We start from the raw sequence: 25,221 nt of genomic DNA on the forward strand, positions 1-25,221 counted from the left end.
CTCTTAGGCATTTCAAAAATCATTTCAAAATAAATATTGAAATATTTTTTTAAATAAATAGCGCGGAACCGTTAGGTCGTCAACTACTTTTTCGAAGCCTTTTCTACGTGACCGGGCAGTCTCTTTTTCATCCATTCGGTCAGGTGTCTAGGGCAAGCGTTACCGACTCTCGACCACGCCGTGGGGTGCACGATTATTTGCTCGCCAGTGCAAATGGCGGGTGCAGGACGGTGGCGCTTTCTACCGGTTTGCTGCGCTTGGCCACCTGCTCCACCAGGGCTGCCACGCGCTCGGTGGCGGTGATTGGCAGCATGTGGCCGCGGCCTTCGATCACCTGCATTTTGAGCCCCGGCACCTTGTCCGCCAGGGCCTGGCCGTGTTTGCGAAAGTCCAGCACCTTGTCCCGCGAACCATAGATCAGGCCGATGGGCAGGCGCAGTTGGGGGTAGCGCTTGACCATATCCGGCAGGGAATCATTGACCAGGCCGATTTCGGTGGAGGCGGCATAGAAGTTGTCAGGGCGCATCCCCAGCATCCCGCCGCCACGGGTGGCGAAGTCGGCCGGTGCCGGGTCGGGGGCGAACACTGCCTTGACCACTGCGCCGCTGGTGAGCATGCCGATGGGCGCCGTCAGCGTGCGCGACACCCAGCGCCGCAGCCAGGCCGGGCGCACGGCCAGAGAGAGAAAGACCAGGGGGATCATGCGTTGGGGGTGGGTCAATGGCGCCACCAGCACCAGCCCGGACACCGCATGGGGATGGTCCAGGGCCAATGCCAGGGAAATCGCCCCGCCCAAGGAATGCCCCAGCACCAGGGGCTGGCCCAGGTCCAGGGTCTGGATAAAGGTCGCCACTTGCCGGGCCTGGCTTTGCAGGTCGGCACCGGTGCCTTTATGCCGGGTGGAATAGCCTGAGCCGGGGCGGTCCAGGGTGATCACCCGAAAGTGCTCGCGCAATTGGGCAGACAAGGCATAAGTCAGGTTGCGACTGCTGCCCATCAGGCCGTGGATCATCACCAGCGGCGGCCCCTTGCCCTCCTCTACATAATGAAAGCGCTCGCCATCGACCTCCAGAAAGCGCCCGTTACTTGGAACAGCCACTTCGATACGGCGCGTCATCCAGGCACTCAAGCCCCACAACGCCGCACTCGCAGCTATAAACACACCCGCAGCGACAACCCATTCGACAGCCATAGCTCGGTCCTCGGCTTCCCTGCTGCTGGCGATCCGACCGGTATTGGTCAAGACCTCAGCCATCGTCCACACCCTGGACTTCAACTGCGTGCGCAAAGGCTCGTCCGTCGGACAAATCGCACATAAAAGACAAGGTTCTAGCGTAGGCGATATTTTCAGGTAGATTATTTAAAATCTTTTTTAAAATAATAAATTCAATTTTTCTTTGCAATGGTGTTCTATCTAAAAGCCGAAAACAAAAAGGAGCACATCCGATGCCAAAACCCGTAAGGCGCCCACAGCCCACGAGGGACACCCTATGAATGCCTCTACCCAGCCGGGCGGCCCGGCAGATTGTGTGGATATCGCGATCATTGGCTCAGGCTTTGCCGGCCTGTGCATGGCGATCAAACTCAAGCAAGCCGGGCTCGACGACTTCTTCATTGCCGAACAGGCCGATTCCCTGGGCGGCACCTGGCGCGACAACCACTACCCGGGCTGCGCCTGTGATGTGCAATCCCACGTCTATTCGTTTTCGTTTGCGCCCAACCCCGACTGGACCCGCCAGTTCGCCCCCCAGGCGGAAATCCGCGCCTACCTGGAACACTGTGCACAGCGCTTCGAGCTGGCGCCGTACCTGCGTTTTGGCATGGGCCTTACACGGGCGGTGTTCGATGAGCAACTGCAACGCTGGCAGTTGCAGTTCAGCAATGGCCGCCACGTCAGTGCGCGAGTGCTGGTGTCGGGGATGGGCGGCCTGTCGCGCCCGGCGCTGCCGGATATCGCGGGGCTGGACAGCTTCAAGGGCAAGCGCTTTCACTCCCAGCAGTGGGACCACGACTATTCGCTGAAGGGCAAGCGCGTGGCCGTTATTGGCACGGGCGCCAGCGCCATCCAGTTCGTGCCGCAGATCGCCCCGCAGGTGGCGCACCTGGACCTGTTCCAGCGCACCCCGCCGTGGATCATGCCCAAGCCCGACCGCCCCATTTCACGGGTCGAACGCTGGGCTTTCAAACACTTGCCGTTTACCCAACGCCTGGTGCGCGGGGCCTTTTACTGGGCCCTGGAAGGTCGGGTGGTTGGGTTTGCGCTGCACCCAAGGCTGATGAAAATGGTGCAGAAAATCGCCCTGCGCCATCTGCACAAACAAGTGGCGCGCCCTTCCCTGCGCAAGATCCTGCGGCCGGACTACACCATTGGCTGCAAGCGCGTGCTGATTTCCAACGACTACTACCCGGCGCTGTCGCGCAGCAATGTCGCGGTGGTCACCGACAACGTGCTGCGGATCGAAGCCGACGGGGTCGTCACCGCCGATGGCATCAAGCACCCGGCTGACTGCCTGATCTTCGGCACCGGGTTCCAGGCCAGCGATCCCCTGCCCCGCGACTGCATCATCGGGCGCGATGGTATCGACCTGATGGACACCTGGCGCGATGGCGCCCATGCGTACAAGGGCACTACCGTGCCGGGTTATCCGAACCTGTTCCTGATCGTCGGGCCCAACACCGGGCTGGGCCACAACTCGATGATTCTGATGATCGAGGCGCAAGTCACCTACATCCTCGATGCCCTGCAACAGATGCGCCGCCAGCAAATTGCCACGGTGGACGTCAAGCCGGCGGTGGAACGCGCCTACAACCTGAAAATCCAGGAAAAGCTCCAGGGCACCATCTGGAACACCGGTGGCTGCCGCAGTTGGTACCTCGACCCGCGCACCGGCAAAAACACCACGCTGTGGCCCGGTTCGACCTGGCGCTTCAAGCAGGTCACCCGCCAGTTCGCCCTGGGCGACTATCAAGTCACGCCACTGGTGACTGGCACTGCGCAGCGCCCCCTCGCGCAACCCCATGCCACCGCAGAAGGAAGCCTGTCATGAAGTCATTCAATGGTCGCGTGGCGGCCATCACCGGTGCCGCGTCCGGCATGGGCCGCGCCTTGGCCCTGGCCCTGGCGCGCGAGGGGTGCCACTTGGCCCTGGCAGACAAAAACCAGGCTGGCCTGCAGCAAACCGTGGAGCTGATCCAGCGCAGCAGCCTGGCGCCGATCCGCGTGACCGCGCGGGAGGTGGATGTTGCCGACCGCCAGGCCATGGAGGATTGGGCCGCCAGTTGTGCGGCCGAGCACGGCCAGGTCAATTTGATTTTCAACAATGCCGGGGTGGCCCTGTCGAGTACGGTGGAAGGTGTGGACTACGCCGACCTTGAGTGGATCGTCGGCATCAACTTCTGGGGTGTGGTCTACGGCACCAAGGCGTTCCTGCCGTACCTCAAGGCCAGCGGCGACGGGCATGTGGTCAACACGTCCAGCGTCTTCGGCCTGTTCGCCCAGCCTGGCATGAGCGGCTACAACGCCACCAAGTTCGCGGTGCGCGGCTTCACCGAATCGTTGCGCCAGGAGTTGGATTTGCAATGCAGCGGCGTCTCGGCCACCTGTGTGCATCCTGGCGGGATCCGTACCGATATCTGCCGCAGCAGCCGGATCGACGCGAACATGACCGGGTTCTTGATCCATAGCGAACAACAGGCCCGCGCCGACTTCGAGAAGCTGTTTATCACCGACGCCGACCAGGCCGCCAAGGTGATCCTGCAAGGCGTGCGCAAAAACAAGCGCCGCGTGCTGATCGGCCGCGACGCCTACGCCCTGGACTTGCTTGCACGCTGGTTGCCGGCGGCTTATCAGGCGTTGGTGGTGTTCGCCAGCCGACGCATGGCACCGAAAAAGCGCAAGGCACCGCTGCCCAACCCCATCACAGAACAGGAGTCGCCATAATGTTGCCCATTCGCCGCGACCTGCATTTTGCCCTGCCCGCCGAACGCATCAAGGATTGGCACGAGCAAGGCCCTTTCATCACGCATTTCTTCAATGCCCTGTCGCTGCTGTTTCCCCAGGGCGAACTGTTCTTCATGGACAGCGTGCGCCACTATCGCCAGCGCATCGACGACCCGGCCTTAAAGAAGGAAATCCAGGGTTTTATCGGCCAGGAAGCCATGCACAGCCGTGAGCACGTGGCCTACAACGAGCTGCTGCAAGCCGCGGGGTTGCCCGCCCACCTGCTTGACCGGCGGTTGAAATTCATCCTCGACCTGCAAAAGAAGCACTTGCCGCCGTCCTTCAACCTGGCAGTGACCATCGCCCTGGAGCATTACACGGCGATGCTCGCGGAAATCCTCCTCAGCGACCCCACGCGCTTTGGGGATTCGCTCAAGGGCTACCAGCAGATGTGGTATTGGCACGCCCTTGAGGAAACGGAACACAAGGCCGTGGCCTTTGATGTGTGGAACCGCGTGATCAAGCCGGGGCCCAAGCGTTACCTGCTGCGCACCGGGACCATGCTGTTCACCACGGTGTTTTTCTGGTTGGTGGTGTTTGATTTCCACCTGCGCCTACTGATCGCCGACCGCCGCGCGGGTGGCCATCTGAAAGGGTTCTGGCGGATGTTGAAATTTCTCTACGGCGCCAGGGGCGTATTCCCGCGCATGGCGCGGCCTTGGCTGCATTACTTCAAGCCGGGGTTTCATCCCTGGGATCACGACAACCGCGCGCGGCTGGAAGGGATCGACAAGCTGGTGGAAGAGATAGAGCGTACTAACAGCGCCTATACCTGACCTGTGGTGAAGGGGCTTTTGTGGCGAGGGGGCTCGTCCCCCGCTGGGCTGCGCAGCAGCCCCAGTAAGCCCCCTGAGTTCTATCTGATACACCGAGGCAGCAGGTTTTGGGGCTGCTGCGCAGCCCAGCGGGACAAGCCCCCTCGCCACAGGAAGGTGCTGGGTGATTAGACCGTACGAGAAAACTGCCCCTTCTGCTGCCCGCCCAAGTACGCATCAAATGCCATCGCTACGCTGCGCACCATCAATTGCCCCTGGGGCAGCAACTGCACGCCGTCATCCTGGATATGCAGCAAGCCATCCGCCACTTGCTCATCCAACCGCGACAACGCCTGGGCGAAGTATTCGGTAAAGCGGATCGCATGCCCGGCCTCGACCCCGGCAAAGTCAATGCGCCCATGGCACATCAGGCCGTTGATCACGTCGCGGCGCAGCACGTCATCGGCGTTCAGGCGGTAGCCGCGCTGCACCGGCAACAACCCGGCGTCGATACGTGCGTAGTACTGGGACAACTCCTTGACGCTCTGGCTGTAGCTGTCACCCACCTTGCCGATGGCCGAGACGCCCAGCCCGATCAGGTCGCAATCGGCATGGGTCGAGTAGCCCTGGAAATTGCGCTGCAAGGTGCCATTGGCCCGGGCCAGGGCCAGTTCATCGTCGGGCAAGGCAAAGTGATCCATGCCGATGTACACATACCCCGCCTCGGTCAGCCGGCGGATGGTCAATTCCAACAGCTCCAGCTTGCGCTCGGGGGGGGGCATGTCTTCGGGGCGGATCATGCGCTGGGCGCGGATTTGTGTCGGCAGGTGCGCATAGCTGTACGCCGCCACGCGGTCCGGACGCAGGGCAATCAGCTTGCCCAGGGTCACGTCGAAACTGGCCACGGTTTGCAACGGCAGGCCGTAGATCAGATCCACACTGATCGACTTGAACTGCGCCTCACGCGCTGCCGAGACCAATTGCACGATCTGCTCTTCGCTCTGCACGCGATTGACCGCTGCCTGCACATCGGTATCAAAGTCCTGCACGCCAAAACTCAGGCGATTGAAACCCAGCCCGCGCAGGTTGTGGATCCGTTCGACGCTGATGGTGCGCGGGTCCACCTCAATGGAAAACTCATGGCGGTCACTGGTATCGAGGCTGAAGCCCTGGGCCAGGCAGTCCATCAAGTCGGCCAGTTGCCCATCGTCAAGATAGGTCGGCGTACCGCCCCCCAAATGCAACTGGGTCAGCGGTCGCGCGCGGTCGAACAACGCCGCCTGCATCTGGATTTCGCGCTTGAGGTAGCTCAGGTATTCCACGGCGCGGTGGGTCTTGCGCGTGATGATCTTGTGGCAGCCGCAGTAGTAGCAAAGGCTCTGGCAAAACGGGATGTGGATGTACACCGACAACGCCTTGGGCGTCAGCGCGTGGTTGCTGGCCGCGACTGCCTGCTGGTAATCGTCCAGGGCGAAGGCTGCGTGAAACTGCGGCGCCGTCGGGTACGAGGTGTAGCGTGGCCCCGGGCGGTCGTATTTCTGCACCAGGGCCCGGTTGAACTCAAACGCTTTCATGGTCGATGGTCTCATCGTTGGAGCAAGGGGGGACGGCGCTGCCTGCCCGGTCAAACAGCGCACAGAGGGCTTCGACCCGGTGCCGGCCTGCTGGCAGTACACAGAGGAAACGCTCGGACAGATCAATCAGGCCGTCTTGGTGCAAATGCTCCAGCAGTGGCCAGATCGCCGAGAAATAGCGGGAAAAAATCACCCCATAGCGGCGCTCCAGGGCCAGGATATCCAACTCCAGGTCACAGGCCAGGCGCTCCATGACGTGCTGGCGGATCTGGTCGCCGGCCTCGCAGCGCCAACCGCGGGCGGTGGGCAACAGGTCGCTGCCCAACTGCTGGCAATAGAGCGCCAGGTCGTCGGTGTTTTGCGCATACAGGGTGTCGAGCTGGCTGATGGCGCCCAGGCCAAAACCGATATGGTCGCAGTAGCCGTGACGGGTAAAACCCTGACAATTGCGGCTCAGGTGCCCGCGCTCCTGGGCCAGCGCCAGGTCGTCGTCGGGGCGCACGAACTGGCCAAGGCCGATGTAGTGATAACCGGCATCTTCCAGGCGCTGGAAAGCGATGCGGCGCATGCCACATTTGTCGGCATTCGACGACAGCGCACGCCGTGGCTGCTGCTGGTAGCGCCGGGGAGCCCGGGCATAATCGAAGACTTGCAGGCGGTCCGGCTCAAGGGCGATCAGGCTGGCCAGCTTGGTTTCAAAGCTCTCGCAGGTCTGCCAGGCGTGGCCATAGCCCAGGTCCACATTCACCGAACGAAAGCCGAAGGTACGCGCTGCGTCGATCAGCGACTGGATCGGCGCCGGGTCTTGATACCCGGCCACTGACGGCGTGGCTTCGGCACTGGCATCCGGCACGCCGATATTAATGTGGTTGAACCCCAGGTCGCGCAACAGGCCCATGGTTGCCCAGTCTGTGTGCAGCGGGTCGAGGTCGAGGCTGTAGTCGCCCTGGTCGTGATCAAGAAAGTGCAGGCGACTGCGCAGGTGCGCCATCACGCGTTGCAGGTCGGCAATGGCCGGGGTGGCGCCGCCCAGATGGAATTGGTCCACTGGTTGCCGACCGCCCACGTGGCAACCGACCAAGTGAATCTCCTGTTCCAGCGCGCCGAGGTAGGTATCCGCCACCAGGCCTGCCGGCCACTGCAGGTTCAGCGCCAGGGGCCGTTGCCGCTGGCGGCTGCTGCGCAAGGCGCGCAGCAAGTCAAGGGAGCCGATGCCCGTATGAAATTTACCGATGTCGACCTGGCCCTGGTCCAGCACGCTTTGGTCACGGCGCAGGCGCCACTCGCGGGCGGGATGAATGACAGTGAGCATGACGGCCTCCGGGTCTGGCTACGGTGGGTCATTGTGCGGTGCGACCGGACAGCGCACCTTGATATGCATCAAGCGCCGACGTTTACCAGGTGATGTAGAACATGCTTTTGGCCAACAACACAATGGCGACCATATGGCAAAACAGGCTCAGGTGGACGAAGCGCAGATAAGCCGCGCTGACCCGCCCACGGCGCATCAACCACACGGTCAGCAAAAAATGCATCAACATGCTGGCGGCAAGGATCAGCTTGAGGGTCAGCAACGCGCCGAATGCCGAACTCGACGGCGTCGCCAGCACCGGCAGATAGCGCAACCAGACCATGCCGATGCCGGCGCCAAACAGCACCAGTAGCACCCACGGCATCAAGGCCCTGGCACGGCGGCCGATGCCCTGCTCCACCAGCAGCATGACGCGGGCCGGCAGTTGCTTGTGCACACTGGCGAGGATCAACACTTCAAAGAACACCGTGCCGATAAATATCAGCGCGGCGAATAGATGGGCCAGCAGGAATAGGAGATAGAGCATCAGAACCTCACGGTGCTTGTACCGTGACTGTGCCCACAGTGGGCGCGCGCTGCCTTGATGCGGGTCAAGGGCCCTGATAATCGTTGAAACATTTGCCCAAAGCCTTGTGCGGCGGGCCTTGGGCCGTGTCTGCGACAGTGTGCCACAGACTCAATCAACGCCCTGGCTGATAAGGTGGCGACCGCCCCTGTGGCAGAACGTCGCAGATTATCCAGCGCGATCAAGGTCGGTAGACTACCCAGCCTTCCTGTTCACCGCTTTTCAAAGCCTGACTGATCTGTTATGTGCAGCCGTCAGGCGCTTCACGGGACGCCCATTTCATGAGTACGTTATTCACCCGCCGCAAGGTCCTCACCGGTATGGGCCTGCTGGGCCTGGGTCTGCTGAGCGGCTGCGACACCGGCCCCAAGCTGAACTTCAAGTACGGCAAGGACTTGAGCGACAAGATCATGGGCCGCACGTTCAAGCTCAAGAACACGGCCGGTGAAACCGTCACCCTGAGTTCGTTCCGCGGCTTGATGCCGGTGGTGTTCTTCGGTTTCACCCAATGCCCAGCGGTGTGCCCCACGACCCTGGCACGCATGGCCCAGGCCAAGAAGCTGATGGGGCGCGACGGCGAAATCATGCAGGTGATCTTTATCACCCTGGACCCGGAGCGCGACACACCTCAGGTGCTCGACGCCTACGTCAAGGCCTTCGACCCCAGCTTCGAAGCGCTCTATGGCACCCCGGAAGAAGTCGCCGTGGCCGCCAAGGAATTCGGGATTTTTTATGAAAAAATCCCCGCCGGTGATACCTACACCCTGTCCCACACCGCCACCAGTTTTGTGTTCGACACCCGCGGCAACCTGCGCCTGGGCCTGTCGGCATCCCTTAACGCCAAAGAGTGCGCAGAAGACCTGCTCACCGTCATGGAGGTCTGCTAATGACTGCTGTCCATACCCTCAAGCGCATCGCCCTCGGTCTTTCCCTGCTGGGCCTCGCTGCCCACGCCAGCGCCGAGGTCCAAGTCAGCGACGCCTGGTCCCGCGCCACCGTGGCCGGGCAGCATTCGAGCGGTGCGTTCATGACCCTCACCGCCGACAGCGACAGCAAGCTGCTCAGCGTCAAGTCACCGGTGGCCAAGGATGTGCAGATTCATGAGATGAGCATGAAGGACGACGTCATGCGCATGGGCCCGGTGGACTCCGTGGCACTGCCCGCCGGCCAGGCGGTGAAGCTCGATCCCGAGGGTTATCACGTAATGCTGATGGGCCTGACGGGACAGATCAAGGAAGGCGACCAGGTGCCGCTGACCCTGACCGTGGAAGATGCCAAGGGCCAGAAGCAGGACATCCAGATCCAGGCCCCGGCCCGCAGCCTGGGCAATGCTGACGGCCATCACATGAACCATTGAACCTGCTTCCACAAGGGGGGGGGTTGCTGACCACAGAGTATTGGCCGCCCCCCATCAACTGTGGGAGCTGGCTTGCCTGCGATAGCCATAGGTATTTACACAACTTTCAGAAACTGACGAACTCCCCCGTGGCGAGCGGGCTTGCCCCGCGCTGGGCTGCGAAGCAGCCCAAAAACCAGCCGCTGCGGTGTATCTGGTACAACGCATTCGACTTATTGGGGCTGCTTCGCAGCCCAGCGCGGGGCAAGCCCGCTCGCCACAACTGCGCTATCTGCCTGGATCTAGGCGTTGCGGCAAAGTTGTGTAGATACCTATGCTGCGATAGCGGTACACCTGCCAGCCAAGAAGTGACTGAACCACCGCTTTCGCGGGCAAGTCGAATCGTCGCACCGCCGCTCCCACAGGGGATATCAGCGAAGCTGGGAATTGTGGCCATACCACCTATCAACAATGGCAGGGCAGCTGCGCCTCAGTGCTAGAGCAAAGGGCATAACGGTACCCACAAGACCTGCCCGTCGAAAGACACAGATCGCGCCCATTTCTGGGATACAGGGAGTTGCCTTTGGTATCCTGCCGGCGCGACCCACCAGGTGCCCGACCATGCGCATTGCTCCGTCCCATGTCCTCCACGAAACCGAACACTGGCTGCTCAATCATCACTTGGCCTCGGCCCTGCCCGGTTATTTGATGCTGGGGGCCAAGATGCCGATCAACTCACTGGCTGACCTGCCGGAAGCGGCCCTGGCGGAAATGGGTGGCCTACTGGCGAAAATCCAGCGGGTGATGGAAGTACAGCTCCAGCCCAAGTGGCTGTACATCAGCCGCTTTGGGCATATGCCCGGTTTCCCGTTGCACTTTCATTTGATCCCGGTCTATGACTGGGTCGAAACGCTGTTCTGGCAGGATGAGCGCTACCGGGTACTGCAAGATTTTGGCGCCGGCAGCAACGCGCAGGCGTTGACGGATGGGGCCGAACTCACGCTGTTTATCTGGCGCGAATTCGGTGAGAACCCGACGCCCCCCGCCACTGCCGGGCTTTCGGTGCCGACCGTGATCGAACGCCTGCGTGCGGCGTTCAAACAGACAGGCGCTTGACCATCGGGATACACGCCAGGTCCAGCCCCGTAGGCGAATGATAGATGGACTGCTCGCTGCCTTCATAACCACGGCTGCGGTAGAAATCAGCGGCATTTAGCGTCGCATCCAGCACCACCTCCTCAATCCCCAACGCCAACGCCACTTGCTCCAGGTGCTCCAGCATCTGCCCGCCAATCCCGCGCCCGATAAAACCGGGCCGTACAAACAGCGCGCCGACTTCCCGATGGCCCGGGTCGAGCATGCCGGTGGCGACCGGCTCACCCTCGACGCACCCCAGGTAGAACGGCTTGGCCATCAGCGCGGTATAGCCGTCCTCGGCCGCGCCACGGGTCCAGGTCAGCATCTGCTCAGCGGTGTAGGCACCGATGCATTGGCTGCGGATCGCTTGCAGGCGGATCTCGAAGGCGATGGGGCCGTCGTCGTCGGTGGCGCGTCTGATTTGTAGCATTCGAATCTCCCTGAATTAACCCTGTTTACCGTGACCTCAAGGTGCCATTAGCACACTTGTGCTAATCGACCCCGCAGGCGCCCGGCGCTATATTCGCCGGCAACCCAATGCTCCCCGTCAGCACGTCGAACTCGCCGTGCAAGGGATCGTTGTGCGTGTAAAAAACCAAAACAACCCCAAGGAAGAAGCGCCATGAAACTGCACTCCCCTGTTACCCGCCTTGCCCTGCTGGGCGCCCTGCTGATCGGCGTTGCCGGTTGCAGCAATATCAAACCCACCGAAGACCATCTCAAGACGCTCTCGGAAACCAATCTGGGTGAGCCGGTCAAGCGTGTTTCCAATGTACGCAGTGACTCCATGACCACCTATTACATCGCCAGCACCGCTTCCGGTGACTACAACTGCTCGGTGCCCAGCGGTGCCAGCGGCGGGATGTTTGCGGTGGCCAGCTTCGGCATGATGAAACCCGCTGCCTACTGCCAACCCAAGGGCGCCCGGGGTAACGGGTTGACGCCATTTAACCAGTAACCGGCCCCTGGCTGAGCTCGCGCAGGGTGCCCCGTAGTTCAGCGGGGCGCACTGGCTTGGACAAAATGGCGATCTGCCGGTCGTGCAGGGCTGCCTGGATCCTCTCCACATCATGCCCGGTCAGAATCAGCGCCGGCACCGCCACGCCGCGCTGTGCGCGCAGCTGGTCGATGCACTCGATACCGGTGGCGTGGTTGCCCAGGTCATAGTCGGCGACGATGATGTCGCAATCGCTGACCAGGTTATGCCCGCTCGACTCCGCCTGCACCTCGCAGCCCCACCGCTCCAGCAATGCCTGGGTGGCCAGCAGCACGTTGTGGTCATCTTCCACCAGGCACACTTTCAAACCGGTCAGCAGCCCCGCCTGGCGTGCATCGTCGCGCACCACGGGTTGCTGGGGCGCGGTCGCCAGGGGCAAGCCGCGCAGGCTGACCGAGGTGCCACGGCCCACCCGTGAGCGCAGCCCTACGTCCATGTCCATCAACAGCCCCAGGCGCTTGACGATGGACAAACCCAGGCCGACGCCTTCAACGTCTTTGTCGCGCAGGTGGCGGACGCGGTAGAACTCCTCGAACACCCGGGGCAGATGCTCCTGCGCAATCCCCCGCCCCTGGTCGTGAATCTCCACCATCAGCCCCCCGCCGCGCCGGCGCACGCCGACCAGCACCGGGCGCTGGCCGCCGTACTTGAAGCAATTGGAGAGCACGTTCTGCACCATGGTGGCCAACAATGCCGGATCAACCCGCACCCAATGGGCGCAAGGGCGCAGGCGCAGTTCTACCCCGGCCCAACGGGCGGCTTCGGCGTTCTGGCGCAGCAACTCGGCCAACCACTCGCCCAGATGAACAACCTGGTACTTGGGGAGCAAGCGGCCATTGTCCAGGGTGTAGAGATCGAGAATGGAGCGGAACAATTGCGAGACGTTAAGCAGCGAACGGTCGATATTATCCACCAGCCGCCGTTCTTCATCGCCCAGCCGTGCTTCACGCAGGCACGCGGTGAACAGGCCGATGGAATGAATGGGTTGGCGCAAATCATGGCTGGCCTGGGCCAGGAAGCGCGACTTTTCCAGGTTGGCGGCGATGGCTTCTTCGGACGCCTTGCGCGTGCGCTCCAGCAGCAGGTGGGCGTAGACCGGGATCACCGTACTGGTGATCATCAGCATCAGCACCATAAAGGGTTGCGCCTGCCACAACGGTGTCAGCCAATACACGATCAGCAGCGCCAGCAACGCCAGGCCCGTGGCAATCGCCAGGTAGCGCGAGCCATAGCGCATGCCGTTGCCAAGGTTGACCCAGACCATCACCGCATACAGCGGCAACGCCGCCTCACCGCCGATCACCAGGCCGAACGAGGTGCCGGTGTAGTCGTGGATCATCCCGAAAATCCGCCGCGCCGGGTAATGCCCGGGCCAGCGCGCGATCACCTGGCGCAGCACAATCGAGGCCAGCAGGAACAGGCCGATATAGATCATCACCGGCACATAATGCGCCACCGATTGCCCCGGCAAAAAACCCAGCAGGCCGATGTACACCATGGCGCAGGCGGCTACCACAATACGCAGGTTGGCTTGATCCAGTTCGGCGTCTTTCACGAACTTCATGGGCAACGTCCTTGTACGGTCATCGTCATATCGGCGCGCCCGGCAGGCAGACGCCGAGCAGAGTGTTAAAGTACCACGCCACAGGACGACCTGGCCCCAGGGAGGAGCACCCCATGACATGCCGCATCATCATCGCCGACGATCATCCAATGTTTCGCGAAGGCATGCTGCGCACGGTGCAACGCCTGCTGCCCGAGGCCTGTGTAGAACAGGCCGGCGACCTGGACACGGTGCTGCACATGCTCAAGAGCGGCAGCGACGTCGACACGCTGATCCTCGACCTGCGCTTCCCCGGCCTGACCTGCATCAGCCAGTTGGGCGAACTGCGCCAGCAACTGCGGCGCACCACGTTGATCGTGGTGTCGATGGTCGATGACCCGCTGTTGATCGAACAGGTGATGGCGATGGGGGCCGATGGCTTTATCGGGAAGAACATCGCCCCCGAAGAGATCGGCCAGGCCCTGCTCGCCATCCGCCAGGGCGAGGTGCTGGTCAAGTTCGCACCTTCGGGGCTGTTGCCCCTGGACACCAACACCCTGACTGCGCGCCAGCAGGAAGTGTTGCGGCTGATCGCTCAAGGCAAGACCAACAAGGAAATCGCCAAGGCCCTGGATATTTCGCCGTTTACCGTGCGCATCCATGTGTCCGGGTTGCTGAGAAGCCTTAACGTGCCATCGCGGGCAGCGGCAGCCGTCAAATACACCTCGCCCTTGTAGGAGCCGGTTCCTACAATCGGCGATGGCAAATATCACAAAAGACAGCAAACTCATGGACGACAGCGAGGACAGCATGACCCCCCACATCAGAGTTGCCACCCCGGCAGACATCAGCGCCATCTTCGACATTCGTACCAGCGTCAGGGAAAACCACCTGTCCCATGAGCAGTTGACGGAAATGGGCATCACCCCTGATGCCATCCTGCACGCCCTGCAACAAGCGCCCTGCGTATGGGTCGCCGAAGTGGATGGCGTGGCGGCCGGTTTCTCCATGGCTGATGTGGAGGACGGCTGCGTATTTGCCGCGTTCATCCGCCCCGAATTTGAAGGGCACGGGCTGGGCCGCCGACTGATGGCACAGGCCGAAGCCCTGTTGTTCCAGCACCATCAACAGATCTGGCTGGAAACCGCCGAAGCAAGCCGGGCCAATGGGTTTTACCAGCGACTGGGTTGGAGGGTGGTCGAGCAGTTGCCGCAGGGCGACATCCGCATGGAAAAACACCGCAGTTAAACGCCCCTGTAGGAGCCGGCTTGAACTGGCTCCTACAGGGCTGGGTTTTGTTTGTGGGATTTTCGTCAGCGGCCCCACCCCGCTATCATGCTGCCCCTCGCTCAACCGCCCAGGAACCGCCATGCCCGCCCTCACCCTACGCAACGCCACCCCGGCAGATGCCACTCGCTGCTATGAGATCGAAATCAGCGCCTACGAAGGTGACGAAGCCGCGACCCTGGAGAAGATCACCACGCGCATCGCCTTGTACCCACAAGGTTTCCTGATCCTGGAAGTGGACGGTCAGGTGGTGGGCTTTATCAACAGCGGTTGCGCCCATGACGTGGTGATGTCGGATGAAGCCTTCAAGGAACTGTTAGGGCACGCAGCAGATGCGCCAAATGTAGTGATCATGTCGGTAGTGGTGGACCCTGCGCACCAGGGCAAGGGCTACGCCACGCAATTGATGACGGCCTTTGTGCAGCGCATGCGCGGGATGGGCAAACAGACCATCCACCTGATGTGCAAGGAACAGCATGTGCCGCTGTACGCACGCATGGGCTACCAGTATGTGCAGCCCTCGGCGTCAGATCACGGTGGGATGGCTTGGCATGAAATGGTGATGACGCTCTGAAACCGCAACGGGCTTCACCAACTCCCCGAAGCCCCGCCGCCACCGCTGGAGCCGCCGCCACCGGAAAATCCACCACCGGAACTTGAGTTGGAACTGGAACTGGAACTTGAGCGGTCGCTGGAACCGCCGCTCGACCCGCCCGTACCCTGGCCATAGATGAACAGCGCCGCAAACGAACTGATGGGCAAGGCGAACAACCAGCCATCAAGCCCCATCTCCAGCAGATACCCGGCCGCGCCATACACCCCCAGCACCACCACCGACTGTAGGCAAAACCCCACCCGGCTGTTTTTCCAGGCGGCCTTCATCACCGCGAACAGGATCAAGTACAGGCCCAGCACCACCAGCACAGCCATCGGCCAGCCCAGCCAGTTCATAAAGGACACTTCGGTCAGGTAGTGATCCACCAGCCCCAGGCCGATGCTGTAGGCCATCAGCGCCAATACGCAATAAAACACCACCTTGGCCTGCCACAACGCGCCGAATATGGCCGCGCTGATCGACATGCAAAAGGGCAGCGCCACGATATAGATCGGCCAGGACTTGCCATTGATCGCGGCCAGCGCCGTCAGCAGCACGGTCACTGCCAGGGCGCCGATCAGGCCGCGTCGCCAATGCAGCTTGCCCGAGGCCAGCAACACCCCGCCGACGGCGCCGAGGATCAGGGCCAGCAACACTGCAGCCTCATCCACCGTCTCCCGGGTCTCGTCCACTGCGGGCAGGTCGCCGCCCTCGACCAACACGCTCAGGGCATCCACGGCGTGTTGCACACCGGCGGCGTAATCGCCCTGGCGAAACGCCGGGGTCATTTGTTCCTCGATAATCCGGTGGCTCAACAGGTCCGTGACCAGCCCTTCCAGGCCATATCCGACTTCGATCCGCACCTTGCGGTCGTCTTTGATCACCAGCAGTAAAATACCGTCGTCGATGCCCTTGCGCCCCAGTTTCCAGGCGCGGAACAGCTCGGTGGTGAACGTTTCAAGGTCGGCGTCCGCCGTAGTCGGCAGCAACATCACGGCGATCTGCGCGCCCTTGCGCTGTTCGAGGTCCGCAAGCTGGTCGGTCAGGCGCTGCTGGGTCGAGCTGTCCAGGGTGTGGGTCAGGTCGATCACCCGCTGGTTCAGCGCCACGCTCGCCCATGGCGGCGGCGCCGTTTGCGCCAAAGCCAGCGCAGCCAACACCATGACCAGCAGGCCCAAGGCCGATTGCCGTAAAAACCGCGCCATACTGGATACCTGACGTTTCGTCCTGAAAGCGCCGACTTTACCCTATCAACGCTATATCTAGTGACCCCATGCGGATGACTCTCTAAACTGACGGCAAAACCTCATAGCAACACGCCACTACGAGCGCGCCCATGGACCTTCGACATCGCAACAACGTCAACGTAGTGGGCAATGGTTCCTCGACACTGGTGTTTTCCCATGGTTTTGGCTGTAACCAGGCCATGTGGAATTACCTGCTGCCCCATTTCGTCGAACGTTTTCGCGTGGTGCTGTATGACCTGGTAGGGGCCGGCCTGTCTGACCCGGCGGCCTACGACAAGGCAAAATACGCCACCCTGGATGGGTACGCCGCGGACCTGAATGAGATCATCGATGGGTTCGCCAGCGGCCCGGTGATCCTCGTAGGCCATTCGGTCAGCGCCATGATCGGCACCCTCGCCGACCGCGCTGCCCCCGGGCGCATCGCCGCCCATGTGATGATTGGCCCTTCCCCCTGCTATATCGATGCCGACGACTACGTGGGTGGGTTCAAGCCCGAAGATATCCAGTCGCTGCTCGACACCCTCGACAGCAACTACCTGGGTTGGTCCAGCACCATGGCTCCGGTGATCATGGGCGCGCCAGGGCAACCGGCCCTCAGTGAAGAACTGACCAACAGCTTCTGCCGCACCGAGCCCGAGATCGCCAAGCAGTTTGCGCGGGTGACGTTCTTGTCGGATAACCGCGCCGATATCGGTGGCCTCACCACCCCCACACTGATCCTGCAATCGACCGATGACCTGATCGCCCCGGTCTGCGTGGGCGAGTACCTGCACCGGGTGTTGCCCCACAGCCGCTATTGCCTGATCGACAATGTGGGCCATTGCCCGCATATGAGCGCAGCAGCGGCCTGCGCGGCCGCGATGGATAGCTTCCTGATGCCATGGACCGCTGCCCATGACCAGTGACACATTGCCCGATCCCCTGGCGCTGTTCGACGGCGCGGCCTGTGCGCTGGCCGTCAGCGCCGAAGACGGCACGCTCCTGCGGGTAAACCAGTGTTTCAGTGACTGGGTGGGCATGACGGCGGACGAACTGCACGGGCGACGATTCCAGGACCTGCTGACCATGGGCGGGCGCATTTTTCATCAGACCCATCTTGCCCCGTTGATGCAGGTACAGGGCCGTGTCACCGAGGTCAAGCTCGACCTGCGCCATCGTGACGGCCACACCGTGACCGTCCTGCTCAATGCCATCAAGCGCGACCACCCCGACGGCGTGCGGCACGAACTGGCACTGTTCGGCACCACCGACCGCGACAAGTACGAACGCGAGCTGCTCAACGCACGCAAGTTGGCCGAAGCCCTGCTGCTGGAAAAAACCGCCGCCGAGACCGCACTCCAGCAAGCCCAAGCCGAACTCAACGAGGCCTATATCAAGGCAAAGCGCCGGGCGCTGTTTGCCGAGCAAATGGTCGCCATCGTCAGTCACGACCTGAAAAACCCGCTGACCGCGATCAAGATGGCCTCCGATTTCCTCGCCCGTGGTGAGCGCACCGCCAAGGAAACCCAATTGATCGGCCATATCGGTCAGTCATCGGAGCGCGCCCAACGGATGATCGCCGACCTGCTGGACTTCACCCAGGCACGGGTCGGCGTGGGCATCGCTGTCACCCCCGCTGCGCTGGACCTGCATGACGTAACCCGGCGCGCCGTGGACGAGCTGCGGGTGGCTTTTCCCCGCGCCACCCTGGTGCATCACACCGTGGGCCCTGCCGATACTTGCCTGGATGGCGACCGCCTGCAGCAAATCATCGGCAACCTGGTGGCCAATAGCGTGGCCTACGGCGACCTGCAACACCCCATCACCATAACCTCACGCTTAGGCCACGACGGGGCCAGCCTCTCGGTGCATAACCATGGGCCGGTGATTGCCGATGCGTTGATGAGCGTGCTGTTTGAGCCCATGACCCGAGGCACCGATCAGCACACCGATGTGCGCAGTGTCGGGCTGGGGCTGTTTATCGTGCGGGAAATTGCCAAGGCCCATGGCGGGGATGTGGTGGCAAGCTCTCAGGTGGGCAGCGGCACTACGTTTACCGTCTGTTTCCAGACCAACGCGACAGCCCCCACCTTTGATCTTTACGGCCTGGAGTAAAGGGGTTCAGGGGTAACTCAGCGTTACCAGGTAAGCCCCTGAGCGCAACGGTTTACCTGCCCCATCGTTCAAACTGTAGCGCCGATCGAAGTAACGCCCATCCCCTGTGGTTTCGGTCACCAGCTTGACCTTGACCGCGGTGTGGTCCAGCGCGCTGACCGTAGATACCGGCTTGACGCCATAGGCGCTGATGTTGCCCCCGGGTGCAAACGTCGGGCAACCGCTCAGTGCAAGCGTCGCCCCAGACCCGCTGCCCGCCGCGCACGTTGCCTCGACGATGCTGCCATGAAACTGGATGACACCTTGGGCCACGGTGGTTGCTGCTTGGCCACTGCCGCTGACGAGCGCGAAAAACAGGCTGATACCAACTGCCAAACCTTGACTGCTCATAGTGAACGCTCCTGGGTATGTACCCATCACGTCGGCAGGCCTGGCCAGTTTCTTGAGCAATTGAGAAATACCTGATGGTTATTTTCTCAAGGATGCCAACCGGGTCTCATATTGCGCAGATACCCGGCGGCTTTTAGGTGGGAGCGCCTACAGGACCGCACCCAGCGCCTTCAACAACACCCCATCGCGGCTATAGATATCCGGCGCGTACAGCAACGCACCCTGGCTATCCACTTGCACTGTCCAGTAGCCCAGCAATACGGGCACCGGCGTGGCCAGGCGGAACTCATGGGTCACCCCGGTGGCCAGCAACTCCTCGGTACGCGCCTTTTCGGCCGGGTTCACCAGCAAATCACGCAGCAACATCGGCTGTTCCACCCGCACACACCCCGAGCTGAACGCCCGTGGCCCCTTGCTGAACAACGGCTGGCTGGGGGTATCGTGCAGGTACACGGAGAACGGGTTGGGGAACCGCATGACAATCTTTCCCAGCGGGTTACGCGGGCCGGCGTCCTGGCGCAGGAGGATATTGCCGGGGTGCGACCAGTCCACTTCTTCGGGCGAGAGTGCGCGACCTTCACTGTCGAGCACCTTGAGGTTCTGCTGGCGCAAGTACTCCGGGTTCAGGCGAATGGCTGGCAGCTTGTCCTCGCGCATGATGGTCGGCGGGATCGTCCAGGTCGGGTTGAGGGTCAACCGCGTGATGCGCGATTTAAGCAGCGGCGTTTGCCGTTCGGCGCGGCCCACCTGCAAGCGCGTCTGCCACACGGGGACGCCGCCCTGGTAGACGCTCAACTGCGCAGCCGCGACGTTGACCAGAATGCCGTCTGGCTCCAGGTCCTGGGCCAACCAGCGGAAGCGTTCGAGATTGACCCGCAGTTGCTCGCGCCGCACCGCCGGGCTGACGTTGAGCTCGGCCACCGTCCCCGGGCCGATCACCCCATCGGCTTGCAGCGAATGGCTGGCCTGGAAGCGCTTCACTCCCTCGACCAACTCATTGGTGTATTGATTGCCCTTGGGCACGCTCGCCAGGTAGCCGCCACTGACCAGGCGTGCGGCCAATGCCGGCACCCGTGGGTCGTCCCGGCCAGGGCGCAACAACGGGCCGTCTGCAATCACGCCCCATTGCGCCAAGGGTTGCAGGCGCTGGGTGGCGTAGGCTGCGCGCAGGCTGCGGTACAACTGGGCGCTGGGCCTGGCCTGGTCAAACGCCACGGGCATGTCGGCAAGCCCGGCGCTGGCCAGTGCCAGCACGGCAAGGGCCGGGTCCTCGCTCGGCGGCTGGGAATGCCACAGCGGCTCGTAATGGGCCTGCTGCAAACGGCCGTAATGCAAGTCATGCAGGGCTTGCAGATAGTGCTGGGTGGTTTCGAAGTCGGTACACAACACATTGCCAGTGCTTGTCGTGTCGGGCAGCCGGTAATGCGCCGGGTCAAGGCCGTCGTCGGCCAGCAACAGCAACTGCTCCTGCAACGCCTGCCGGCGACCCTCCACCCTCCAGAGGGGCGTATTGCCTTGTTGCTGGTAAAAAGCCTGTAGCCGCAGCTCGGCTGGCGTATCCAACTGAGTGGCTAAACCGGGGCAGACGCTCGACAACTGCCCAAGTGCCAGCTGTACTGGGTTTGACGGCTCGAGCAGCGCTTCATCGGCCGTGGCGACCAATGGTGCTACGAGCAAGCAAAGGCTCAAGTAACATGCAGTTTTTTTGAACAATGGCTTAGCTCCAATCTACGGCGGAGATGCTCGATAAATGCTGAATATTGACTGCCGACTCGGCCTGATCGCCGCCGCCCTGGCCGCGTTTTGTACGGGTGCCTTCGCAGAGAATGCCAAACCTCATACCTTGTATAGCAGCCTGGCGCGCTCGGCTCCAGAACTCAATCCCGCAGTCCTCAAAAGCGCCCTCAGCGCCATGCAGTGTGCCGTCAATAATGGCCAGGAACGCTCCGAACGCCTGGCAGTGATCGACTATTCGCAACCTTCGACCGCCCGTCGCCTGTGGATTTTCGATCTGCGCCAAAAAAAGCTGGTACTGCGCGACCTGGTGGCCCACGGGCAAAAATCCGGGGAAAACTTCGCCACCCAATTCTCCAACAGTGAAGGCAGCCATCAATCCAGCCTTGGCCTGTTCCGCACCCAGGAAAGCTACCAAGGCGCCCACGGCTACTCGCTGCGCATGGACGGCCTGGAGCCGGGCTTCAATGACCTGGCCCGCGACCGCGCCATCGTGATCCATGCCGCCGACTATGTCAGCCCGTTGTGGAGCAAGCGTGAAGGCCGTATCGGCCGCAGCCAGGGCTGCCCCGCCGTGCGCCCGCAAGTGGCGCGCCAGGTGGTGGACAAGCTCAAGGATGGGCAGTTCATGTTCTCCTGGTACCCCGACCAGCGCTGGCTCAAGTCCTCGGCCTACCTCAATTGCAAACCGCGCCAGATCGCCAGCGCCGGTTGAGGTAGTATCTGGAAGGCCGAGCCTGACCAGAGAGAGGACCTGAAATGCTTTTGCACCAGTCAACGTGGATCGAGATTGGCCAATTTCTCGACCGCAGCCGCACCGTGGTGATCCCCATCGGTTCCAACGAACAACATGGCCCCACGGGCCTGCTGGGCACCGATTGGATGTGCCCGGAAATCATTGCCCATCAAGCGCAAAAAGACGCCGATATCCTGATCGGCCCGACATTCAATATCGGCATGGCCCAGCATCACCTCGGGTTCCCCGGCACCATCTCCCTGCGGCCGTCGACGTTTATCGCCGCCATTGGCGACTGGACCCGCTCCCTGGCGGCCCATGGTTTCGAGAAAATCCTGTTTCTCAATGGCCATGGCGGCAATATCGCCACCATCGAAGCCGCCTTTTCCGAGCTGTACGCCGAGGCCAGCTTCGCCCGCCGCCCCGCCGGCTTCGCCTTGAAACTGTGCAACTGGTGGGACTTGGAAGGCGTTGGCGAACTGGCACGCGCGCAGTTCCCGACCGGACATGGCACCCATGCCACGCCTTCGGAAATCGCGATTACCCAGTGGGCCTACCCGGACTCGATCAAGACGGCAGACTACTCGCCCCGGATTGCCCCCGCCGGCCCGATCCGCGAGGCCCAGGACTTTCGCGCCCGCCACCCGGATGGGCGCATGGGTTCCGACCCGGCTCTGGCAACACCAGAAAAAGGCGGTGAACTGGTGGCCCTGGCTGCCAAGGGCTTGGTAGCGGCGGTGCATGCATTCAGCGGCGAAGCCATGCCTGACTGACGCCATCCCCTGTAGGAGCCGGCGTACATACAACAAAATCTATAAGAAGGACCTGTCCATGAAGCCCCATCAGAAGACTTTTGATCGCATCCGCAACGCTGTCCTGCCGGAGTTTCGCGAGCGCGTTGCCGACTATTTGGTGGAGTACGAAACCGTTCTCCAGGCCCCCGCTGTCGATACCCTTCAGGCCTGCGCCGCCGCCCAGCAGCTGCGCGGCTATCTGCGCGGTTTGAACACCACCCGGGTGCTGGGCATGGAAGACTGGGAAGACCTCGACCGCCGTGTCGCGCAGGAATGGCCGCTGGGCACTACAGCGCCGGGCGTGCCTGATTGACCCACGCCTGCACCGAAGGGCGCTGCCACTGACGCTGGGCGTACGCCACCAACGGCGCGGGCACTGGATCGCCGTTGAGGATCAGCCGGTTGAGCATCACGGCCAGGTCCACATCGGCAATCGACCACTGGCCAAACAGATAGTCATCCCCGGCGGCCAGCCAGTGCTGCGCAGCCGCAATCAGCTTGTCAGCCGCCACCTGGGCCTGGGTGGATAACGGGCCGTACTTGATCCCGCAAAACACCACCAGCGTGGAGCGCTCCTGGCGGATCGGCAGCAGGTCACTGCGCAACCACGCCTGGATCTGTCGCGCCCGCGCGCGTTGACGTGGCTCCGTGGGGTAAACCGGCACCTGGGGGAACACCTCGTCCAGGTACTCGGTAATTGCCGACGATTCGGACAAGGCAAACCCGCCCTGCTCCAGGGTCGGCACGCGCTGGGTCACAGACAACCCGGCAAACGCCGGGGCCTGCTGCTCCAGGGCATCAAGGTCGAGGGTGTGCACCTCGAACGGCAAGCCTTTTTCCTGCAGGGTCACAAACACCGACATCGCATACGGGCTAGTGAACTGGGCATCGACATACAAGCGCATCGGCAGGTTCGTCACGGCGGCATCTCCTTGGGTGGACAGCCACGCTACGAGATGTGCGGCGACAAATACAATGCAGCTTTTTTATGGGGGCATTCCTCGGCGGAATACGACCGGTTCCTACACCCTATCCGGAAAACCCACCGCCCTGAAGAAACGCCTCCTCTTCCTCAGTCGTCACCCGGCCCAACGCTGCATTGCGATGGGGGAACCGGCCGAATCGCTCGATGATGTCGGCATGTTCCTTGGCCCAGTGGTAGGTATTGGCATCGAGTTGTTTGTTCAATGCCAGGGAACGCTGCTGGTCATCGGGTTGTTCTGAATGCTCGAAGGGCAAGTAGCAGAACGCGCGCAATGCCGGGTCGATCAGCCGGTCCATCCCCGCGTCGATCATACGTGCGGCGTACACCCTGGCCAGTGGATCGGTGGCAAACATATGGGCGGTGCCCCGGAAGGTATTGCGCGGGTATTGATCGAGCAGGATCAGCAACGCCAGCGCGCCTTCGGGTTCGTTCACCCAATGCTCCAGTTCACCCCTGGCCGCCTGGAAATGGGCCTCATGGAAGCGTGCGCCGAACTCGGCATCGAACTGTGCATCTTTCTTGAACCAGCGTGCCGGGCCCGCCGCCATCCAGAATTGCACGACAGCTTTGAAATCAATCGGGGCGCTCATAAATGACTCCAGGGTCGTCAAGGTCTATGCCCTACCCTAGCATTTGCAGGGGGCGATTCCGACTCAGAACGCCACGACGGCCTCCAATGTTATAAGATAACCACCCTTTTTCCTTCCCACCGGCGACCTTGCACCATGACTGACGCTGTTCCCGCTGCCAACTCACGCCAACGCCTGCTTTCCATCGACGCCCTGCGCGGCCTGGTGATCCTGTTCATGTTGCTTGATCACGTGCGCGAAACGTTTCTGCTGCACCGGCAAGTCAGCGACCCGATGAACATCGACACTACGGAGCCGGCGTTGTTTATCAGCCGAACCCTGGCCCACTTGTGTGCGCCGGTGTTTGTGTTGCTCACGGGCCTGTCAGCGTTTCTGTACGGCGAAAAATACCAGGGCCGCGGTGACGTCTCGGCGTTTTTGTTCAAGCGCGGGCTGTTTCTGGTGGTGCTGGAATTCACCCTGGTGAACTTCGCCTGGACCTTCCAATTGCCTCCCAGCGTCATCTATATGCAGGTGATCTGGGCCATCGGCGTGAGCATGATCGCCCTCGCCGTACTGGTGTGGTTGCCACGCCCGCTGCTGATCGGCCTGGCACTGGTGATCATTGGCGGGCATAACCTGCTCGACGGCGTGCATTTCGCAGTGGGTTCGGCGTTGCACATTCCCTGGGCGATCTTGCATGAACGTAGCTGGATCGAAGTGAGCGACACGCTGCGCTTACGCACAACGTACCCGGTACTGCCGTGGATCGGGGTGATTGCCCTGGGTTATGGCATCGGCCCGTGGTTTTGCGGCTCGATGGCGGCGGCGCGACGTCAGCGTTATCTGTTACTGGCCGGCGTTGGCGCGCTGGTAGGCTTTGGGGTGTTGCGCCTGATCAATGGCTATGGTGAGGCGCCATGGCAGATGTACGACAGCCAGGTACAGACGCTGATGAGTTTCTTCAACATCACCAAATACCCACCTTCACTGCTGTTCCTCGCGCTGACGTTGGGTGTGGGGCTGTTGTTGCTGCTGGGCTTCGAACGCGCCGGGCAACGTCGCTGGATCGGCACCCTGGCAGTGTTCGGCGCGGCACCGATGTTCTTTTATCTGCTGCATTTGTATGTGTTGAAAGTGCTGTATGTGATGGGCGTGGCCTTGTTTGGCCTGAACCAGGGGACGCATTTTGGCTTCGACAACGTGGCATCGGTGTGGCTCGTGGCGTTGCTGCTGCCCCTGGCGTTGTACCTGCCAGTACGCTGGTTTGCCAGGCTCAAAGCCCGGCGGCGGGATATAGCGTGGCTCAAGTACCTGTGACCAAAGATGGTGACTGAACTACCGCTTTCGCGGGCAAGCCCGCTCCCACAGGGGGGCTTTGTTGGGCATAGAGTTTTGTGCCACACCACCATCAAATGTGGGAGCTGGCTTGCCTGCGATGGCGGTGCAACTGCCGCCAAAAAGGGTGACTGAACCACCGCTTTCGCGAGCAAGCCCGCTCCCACAGGGGATCTCGGGACGGCAGGGAATTTTGCATACGCTGCAGAACAAAAGTGGGAGCTGGCTTGCCT

The 25,221-nt window shown here is 61.9% G+C and carries 27 protein-coding genes; 16 read left to right on the forward strand and 11 right to left on the reverse strand.

Going from position 1 to position 25,221, the window contains the following annotated elements:
• Positions 1 to 193 precede the first annotated feature (193 nt).
• Positions 194 to 1,192 carry an alpha/beta fold hydrolase gene (locus HKK57_RS25870; protein WP_237150419.1) on the reverse strand — a complete coding sequence of 333 codons (999 nt, stop codon included), beginning with the start codon at positions 1,190 to 1,192 and terminating at the stop codon, positions 194 to 196.
• 298 nt (positions 1,193 to 1,490) lie between these two features.
• On the opposite strand from HKK57_RS25870, the gene HKK57_RS25875 reads away from it, so the two are divergent.
• Genes HKK57_RS25875 through HKK57_RS25885 form a run of 3 tightly spaced genes read left to right on the forward strand, consistent with a single transcriptional unit; the run spans position 1,491 to position 4,776 of the window.
• The gene (locus tag HKK57_RS25875) at positions 1,491 to 3,047 is read left to right on the forward strand and encodes a flavin-containing monooxygenase (RefSeq protein WP_104912130.1); all 1,557 of its coding nucleotides are present in this window, start codon (positions 1,491 to 1,493) and stop codon (positions 3,045 to 3,047) included.
• On the forward strand, positions 3,044 to 3,940 hold the full coding sequence (locus HKK57_RS25880; RefSeq protein ID WP_029292879.1) for an SDR family NAD(P)-dependent oxidoreductase: 897 nt from the start codon (positions 3,044 to 3,046) through the stop codon (positions 3,938 to 3,940). The genes HKK57_RS25875 and HKK57_RS25880 overlap by 4 nt, the downstream gene beginning before the upstream one ends.
• Positions 3,940 to 4,776 carry a metal-dependent hydrolase gene (locus HKK57_RS25885; RefSeq protein WP_029292881.1) on the forward strand — a complete coding sequence of 279 codons (837 nt, stop codon included), beginning with the start codon at positions 3,940 to 3,942 and terminating at the stop codon, positions 4,774 to 4,776. Before HKK57_RS25880 ends, HKK57_RS25885 begins: the two co-directional genes overlap by 1 nt.
• Before the next feature lie 167 nt (positions 4,777 to 4,943).
• Here HKK57_RS25885 and hemN read toward each other — a convergent pair whose 3' ends face one another.
• The 3 genes from hemN to HKK57_RS25900 all read right to left on the reverse strand — a co-directional run bounded on the left by hemN (position 4,944) and on the right by HKK57_RS25900 (position 8,167).
• Positions 4,944 to 6,329 (reverse strand): oxygen-independent coproporphyrinogen III oxidase, encoded by a 1,386-nt coding sequence (hemN, locus tag HKK57_RS25890; RefSeq protein WP_070995958.1) that lies wholly within the window; start codon positions 6,327 to 6,329, stop codon positions 4,944 to 4,946.
• On the reverse strand, positions 6,316 to 7,641 hold the full coding sequence (locus HKK57_RS25895; RefSeq protein ID WP_070995957.1) for a coproporphyrinogen III oxidase: 1,326 nt from the start codon (positions 7,639 to 7,641) through the stop codon (positions 6,316 to 6,318). Before HKK57_RS25895 ends, hemN begins: the two co-directional genes overlap by 14 nt.
• Before the next feature lie 82 nt (positions 7,642 to 7,723).
• On the reverse strand, positions 7,724 to 8,167 hold the full coding sequence (locus tag HKK57_RS25900) for a hypothetical protein (RefSeq protein WP_169391103.1): 444 nt from the start codon (positions 8,165 to 8,167) through the stop codon (positions 7,724 to 7,726).
• A 320-nt stretch (positions 8,168 to 8,487) separates the two neighbouring features.
• Here HKK57_RS25900 and HKK57_RS25905 point away from each other — a divergent pair, with 320 nt between their 5' ends.
• The 3 genes from HKK57_RS25905 (at position 8,488) to HKK57_RS25915 (ending at position 10,658) form a co-directional block, all read left to right on the forward strand.
• Positions 8,488 to 9,093, forward strand: a complete 606-nt coding sequence (locus tag HKK57_RS25905) for an SCO family protein (RefSeq protein ID WP_029292889.1) — start codon at positions 8,488 to 8,490, stop codon at positions 9,091 to 9,093.
• Positions 9,093 to 9,563, forward strand: a complete 471-nt coding sequence (locus HKK57_RS25910; protein WP_070995955.1) for a copper chaperone PCu(A)C — start codon at positions 9,093 to 9,095, stop codon at positions 9,561 to 9,563. Before HKK57_RS25905 ends, HKK57_RS25910 begins: the two co-directional genes overlap by 1 nt.
• A gap of 600 nt (positions 9,564 to 10,163) precedes the next feature.
• Entirely contained in the window at positions 10,164 to 10,658 is a 495-nt protein-coding gene (locus tag HKK57_RS25915; protein ID WP_154907393.1) for an HIT family protein, read from the forward strand.
• On the opposite strand, the gene HKK57_RS25920 is transcribed toward HKK57_RS25915, so the two are convergent.
• Positions 10,639 to 11,109, reverse strand: coding sequence for a GNAT family N-acetyltransferase (locus HKK57_RS25920; RefSeq protein WP_070996381.1), 471 nt, complete (start codon positions 11,107 to 11,109; stop codon positions 10,639 to 10,641). The two genes, HKK57_RS25915 and HKK57_RS25920, sit on opposite strands and share 20 nt — an antisense overlap.
• A gap of 192 nt (positions 11,110 to 11,301) precedes the next feature.
• Between HKK57_RS25920 and HKK57_RS25925 the strand changes: the two genes are divergently transcribed.
• Positions 11,302 to 11,637 (forward strand): hypothetical protein, encoded by a 336-nt coding sequence (locus HKK57_RS25925; protein WP_029292897.1) that lies wholly within the window; start codon positions 11,302 to 11,304, stop codon positions 11,635 to 11,637.
• Here HKK57_RS25925 and HKK57_RS25930 read toward each other — a convergent pair.
• Positions 11,627 to 13,240, reverse strand: a complete 1,614-nt coding sequence (locus tag HKK57_RS25930; protein ID WP_070996380.1) for an ATP-binding response regulator — start codon at positions 13,238 to 13,240, stop codon at positions 11,627 to 11,629. The genes HKK57_RS25925 and HKK57_RS25930 overlap by 11 nt on opposite strands.
• 113 nt (positions 13,241 to 13,353) lie before the next feature.
• Here HKK57_RS25930 and HKK57_RS25935 point away from each other — a divergent pair, with 113 nt between their 5' ends.
• From HKK57_RS25935 to HKK57_RS25945, 3 genes are all read left to right on the forward strand, one after another.
• Positions 13,354 to 13,956 carry a LuxR C-terminal-related transcriptional regulator gene (locus tag HKK57_RS25935; protein ID WP_029292902.1) on the forward strand — a complete coding sequence of 201 codons (603 nt, stop codon included), beginning with the start codon at positions 13,354 to 13,356 and terminating at the stop codon, positions 13,954 to 13,956.
• Positions 13,957 to 14,008: 52 nt separating this feature from the next.
• Entirely contained in the window at positions 14,009 to 14,467 is a 459-nt protein-coding gene (locus HKK57_RS25940; protein WP_442962262.1) for a GNAT family N-acetyltransferase, read from the forward strand.
• Between the two features lie 121 nt (positions 14,468 to 14,588).
• Positions 14,589 to 15,080: a GNAT family N-acetyltransferase gene (locus HKK57_RS25945; RefSeq protein ID WP_169391104.1), complete on the forward strand. Its 492-nt coding sequence runs from the start codon at positions 14,589 to 14,591 to the stop codon at positions 15,078 to 15,080.
• A 14-nt stretch (positions 15,081 to 15,094) separates the two neighbouring features.
• Here HKK57_RS25945 and HKK57_RS25950 read toward each other — a convergent pair whose 3' ends face one another.
• On the reverse strand, positions 15,095 to 16,306 hold the full coding sequence (locus tag HKK57_RS25950) for a TPM domain-containing protein (RefSeq protein ID WP_169391105.1): 1,212 nt from the start codon (positions 16,304 to 16,306) through the stop codon (positions 15,095 to 15,097).
• 131 nt (positions 16,307 to 16,437) lie between these two features.
• On the opposite strand from HKK57_RS25950, the gene HKK57_RS25955 reads away from it, so the two are divergent.
• Both HKK57_RS25955 and HKK57_RS25960 read left to right on the forward strand, forming a co-directional pair.
• Positions 16,438 to 17,253, forward strand: coding sequence for an alpha/beta fold hydrolase (locus tag HKK57_RS25955; RefSeq protein WP_029292912.1), 816 nt, complete (start codon positions 16,438 to 16,440; stop codon positions 17,251 to 17,253).
• Positions 17,243 to 18,442, forward strand: a complete 1,200-nt coding sequence (locus HKK57_RS25960; RefSeq protein ID WP_169391106.1) for a PAS domain-containing sensor histidine kinase — start codon at positions 17,243 to 17,245, stop codon at positions 18,440 to 18,442. Before HKK57_RS25955 ends, HKK57_RS25960 begins: the two co-directional genes overlap by 11 nt.
• Positions 18,443 to 18,448: 6 nt before the next feature.
• On the opposite strand, the gene HKK57_RS25965 is transcribed toward HKK57_RS25960, so the two are convergent.
• Positions 18,449 to 18,832, reverse strand: coding sequence for a hypothetical protein (locus HKK57_RS25965; RefSeq protein WP_070996376.1), 384 nt, complete (start codon positions 18,830 to 18,832; stop codon positions 18,449 to 18,451).
• A gap of 147 nt (positions 18,833 to 18,979) precedes the next feature.
• Positions 18,980 to 20,545, reverse strand: a complete 1,566-nt coding sequence (locus HKK57_RS25970; RefSeq protein ID WP_029292919.1) for a L,D-transpeptidase family protein — start codon at positions 20,543 to 20,545, stop codon at positions 18,980 to 18,982.
• A gap of 37 nt (positions 20,546 to 20,582) precedes the next feature.
• On the opposite strand from HKK57_RS25970, the gene HKK57_RS25975 reads away from it, so the two are divergent.
• Genes HKK57_RS25975 through HKK57_RS25985 form a run of 3 tightly spaced genes read left to right on the forward strand, consistent with a single transcriptional unit; the run spans position 20,583 to position 22,409 of the window.
• Entirely contained in the window at positions 20,583 to 21,281 is a 699-nt protein-coding gene (locus HKK57_RS25975) for a murein L,D-transpeptidase catalytic domain family protein (protein ID WP_029292921.1), read from the forward strand.
• Between the two features lie 44 nt (positions 21,282 to 21,325).
• Positions 21,326 to 22,075, forward strand: a complete 750-nt coding sequence (locus HKK57_RS25980; RefSeq protein ID WP_029292922.1) for a creatininase family protein — start codon at positions 21,326 to 21,328, stop codon at positions 22,073 to 22,075.
• Positions 22,076 to 22,133: 58 nt separating this feature from the next.
• Positions 22,134 to 22,409: a hypothetical protein gene (locus HKK57_RS25985; RefSeq protein ID WP_070996374.1), complete on the forward strand. Its 276-nt coding sequence runs from the start codon at positions 22,134 to 22,136 to the stop codon at positions 22,407 to 22,409.
• Here the strand turns inward: HKK57_RS25985 and yfcF are convergent.
• A complete protein-coding gene (yfcF, locus tag HKK57_RS25990) occupies positions 22,384 to 23,001 on the reverse strand; it encodes a glutathione transferase (RefSeq protein WP_186352432.1) in 618 nt (205 codons plus the stop codon). The genes HKK57_RS25985 and yfcF overlap by 26 nt on opposite strands.
• Positions 23,002 to 23,125: 124 nt before the next feature.
• A complete protein-coding gene (locus HKK57_RS25995) occupies positions 23,126 to 23,671 on the reverse strand; it encodes a DUF924 family protein (RefSeq protein WP_070996372.1) in 546 nt (181 codons plus the stop codon).
• Between the two features lie 135 nt (positions 23,672 to 23,806).
• Here HKK57_RS25995 and HKK57_RS26000 point away from each other — a divergent pair, with 135 nt between their 5' ends.
• On the forward strand, positions 23,807 to 24,970 hold the full coding sequence (locus tag HKK57_RS26000) for a DUF1624 domain-containing protein (protein WP_133715772.1): 1,164 nt from the start codon (positions 23,807 to 23,809) through the stop codon (positions 24,968 to 24,970).
• Positions 24,971 to 25,221 lie beyond the last annotated feature (251 nt).

The sequence above is a fragment of the Pseudomonas sp. ADAK21 genome, from assembly GCF_012935735.1.
Classification (GTDB): Bacteria; Pseudomonadota; Gammaproteobacteria; order Pseudomonadales; family Pseudomonadaceae; genus Aquipseudomonas; species Aquipseudomonas proteolytica.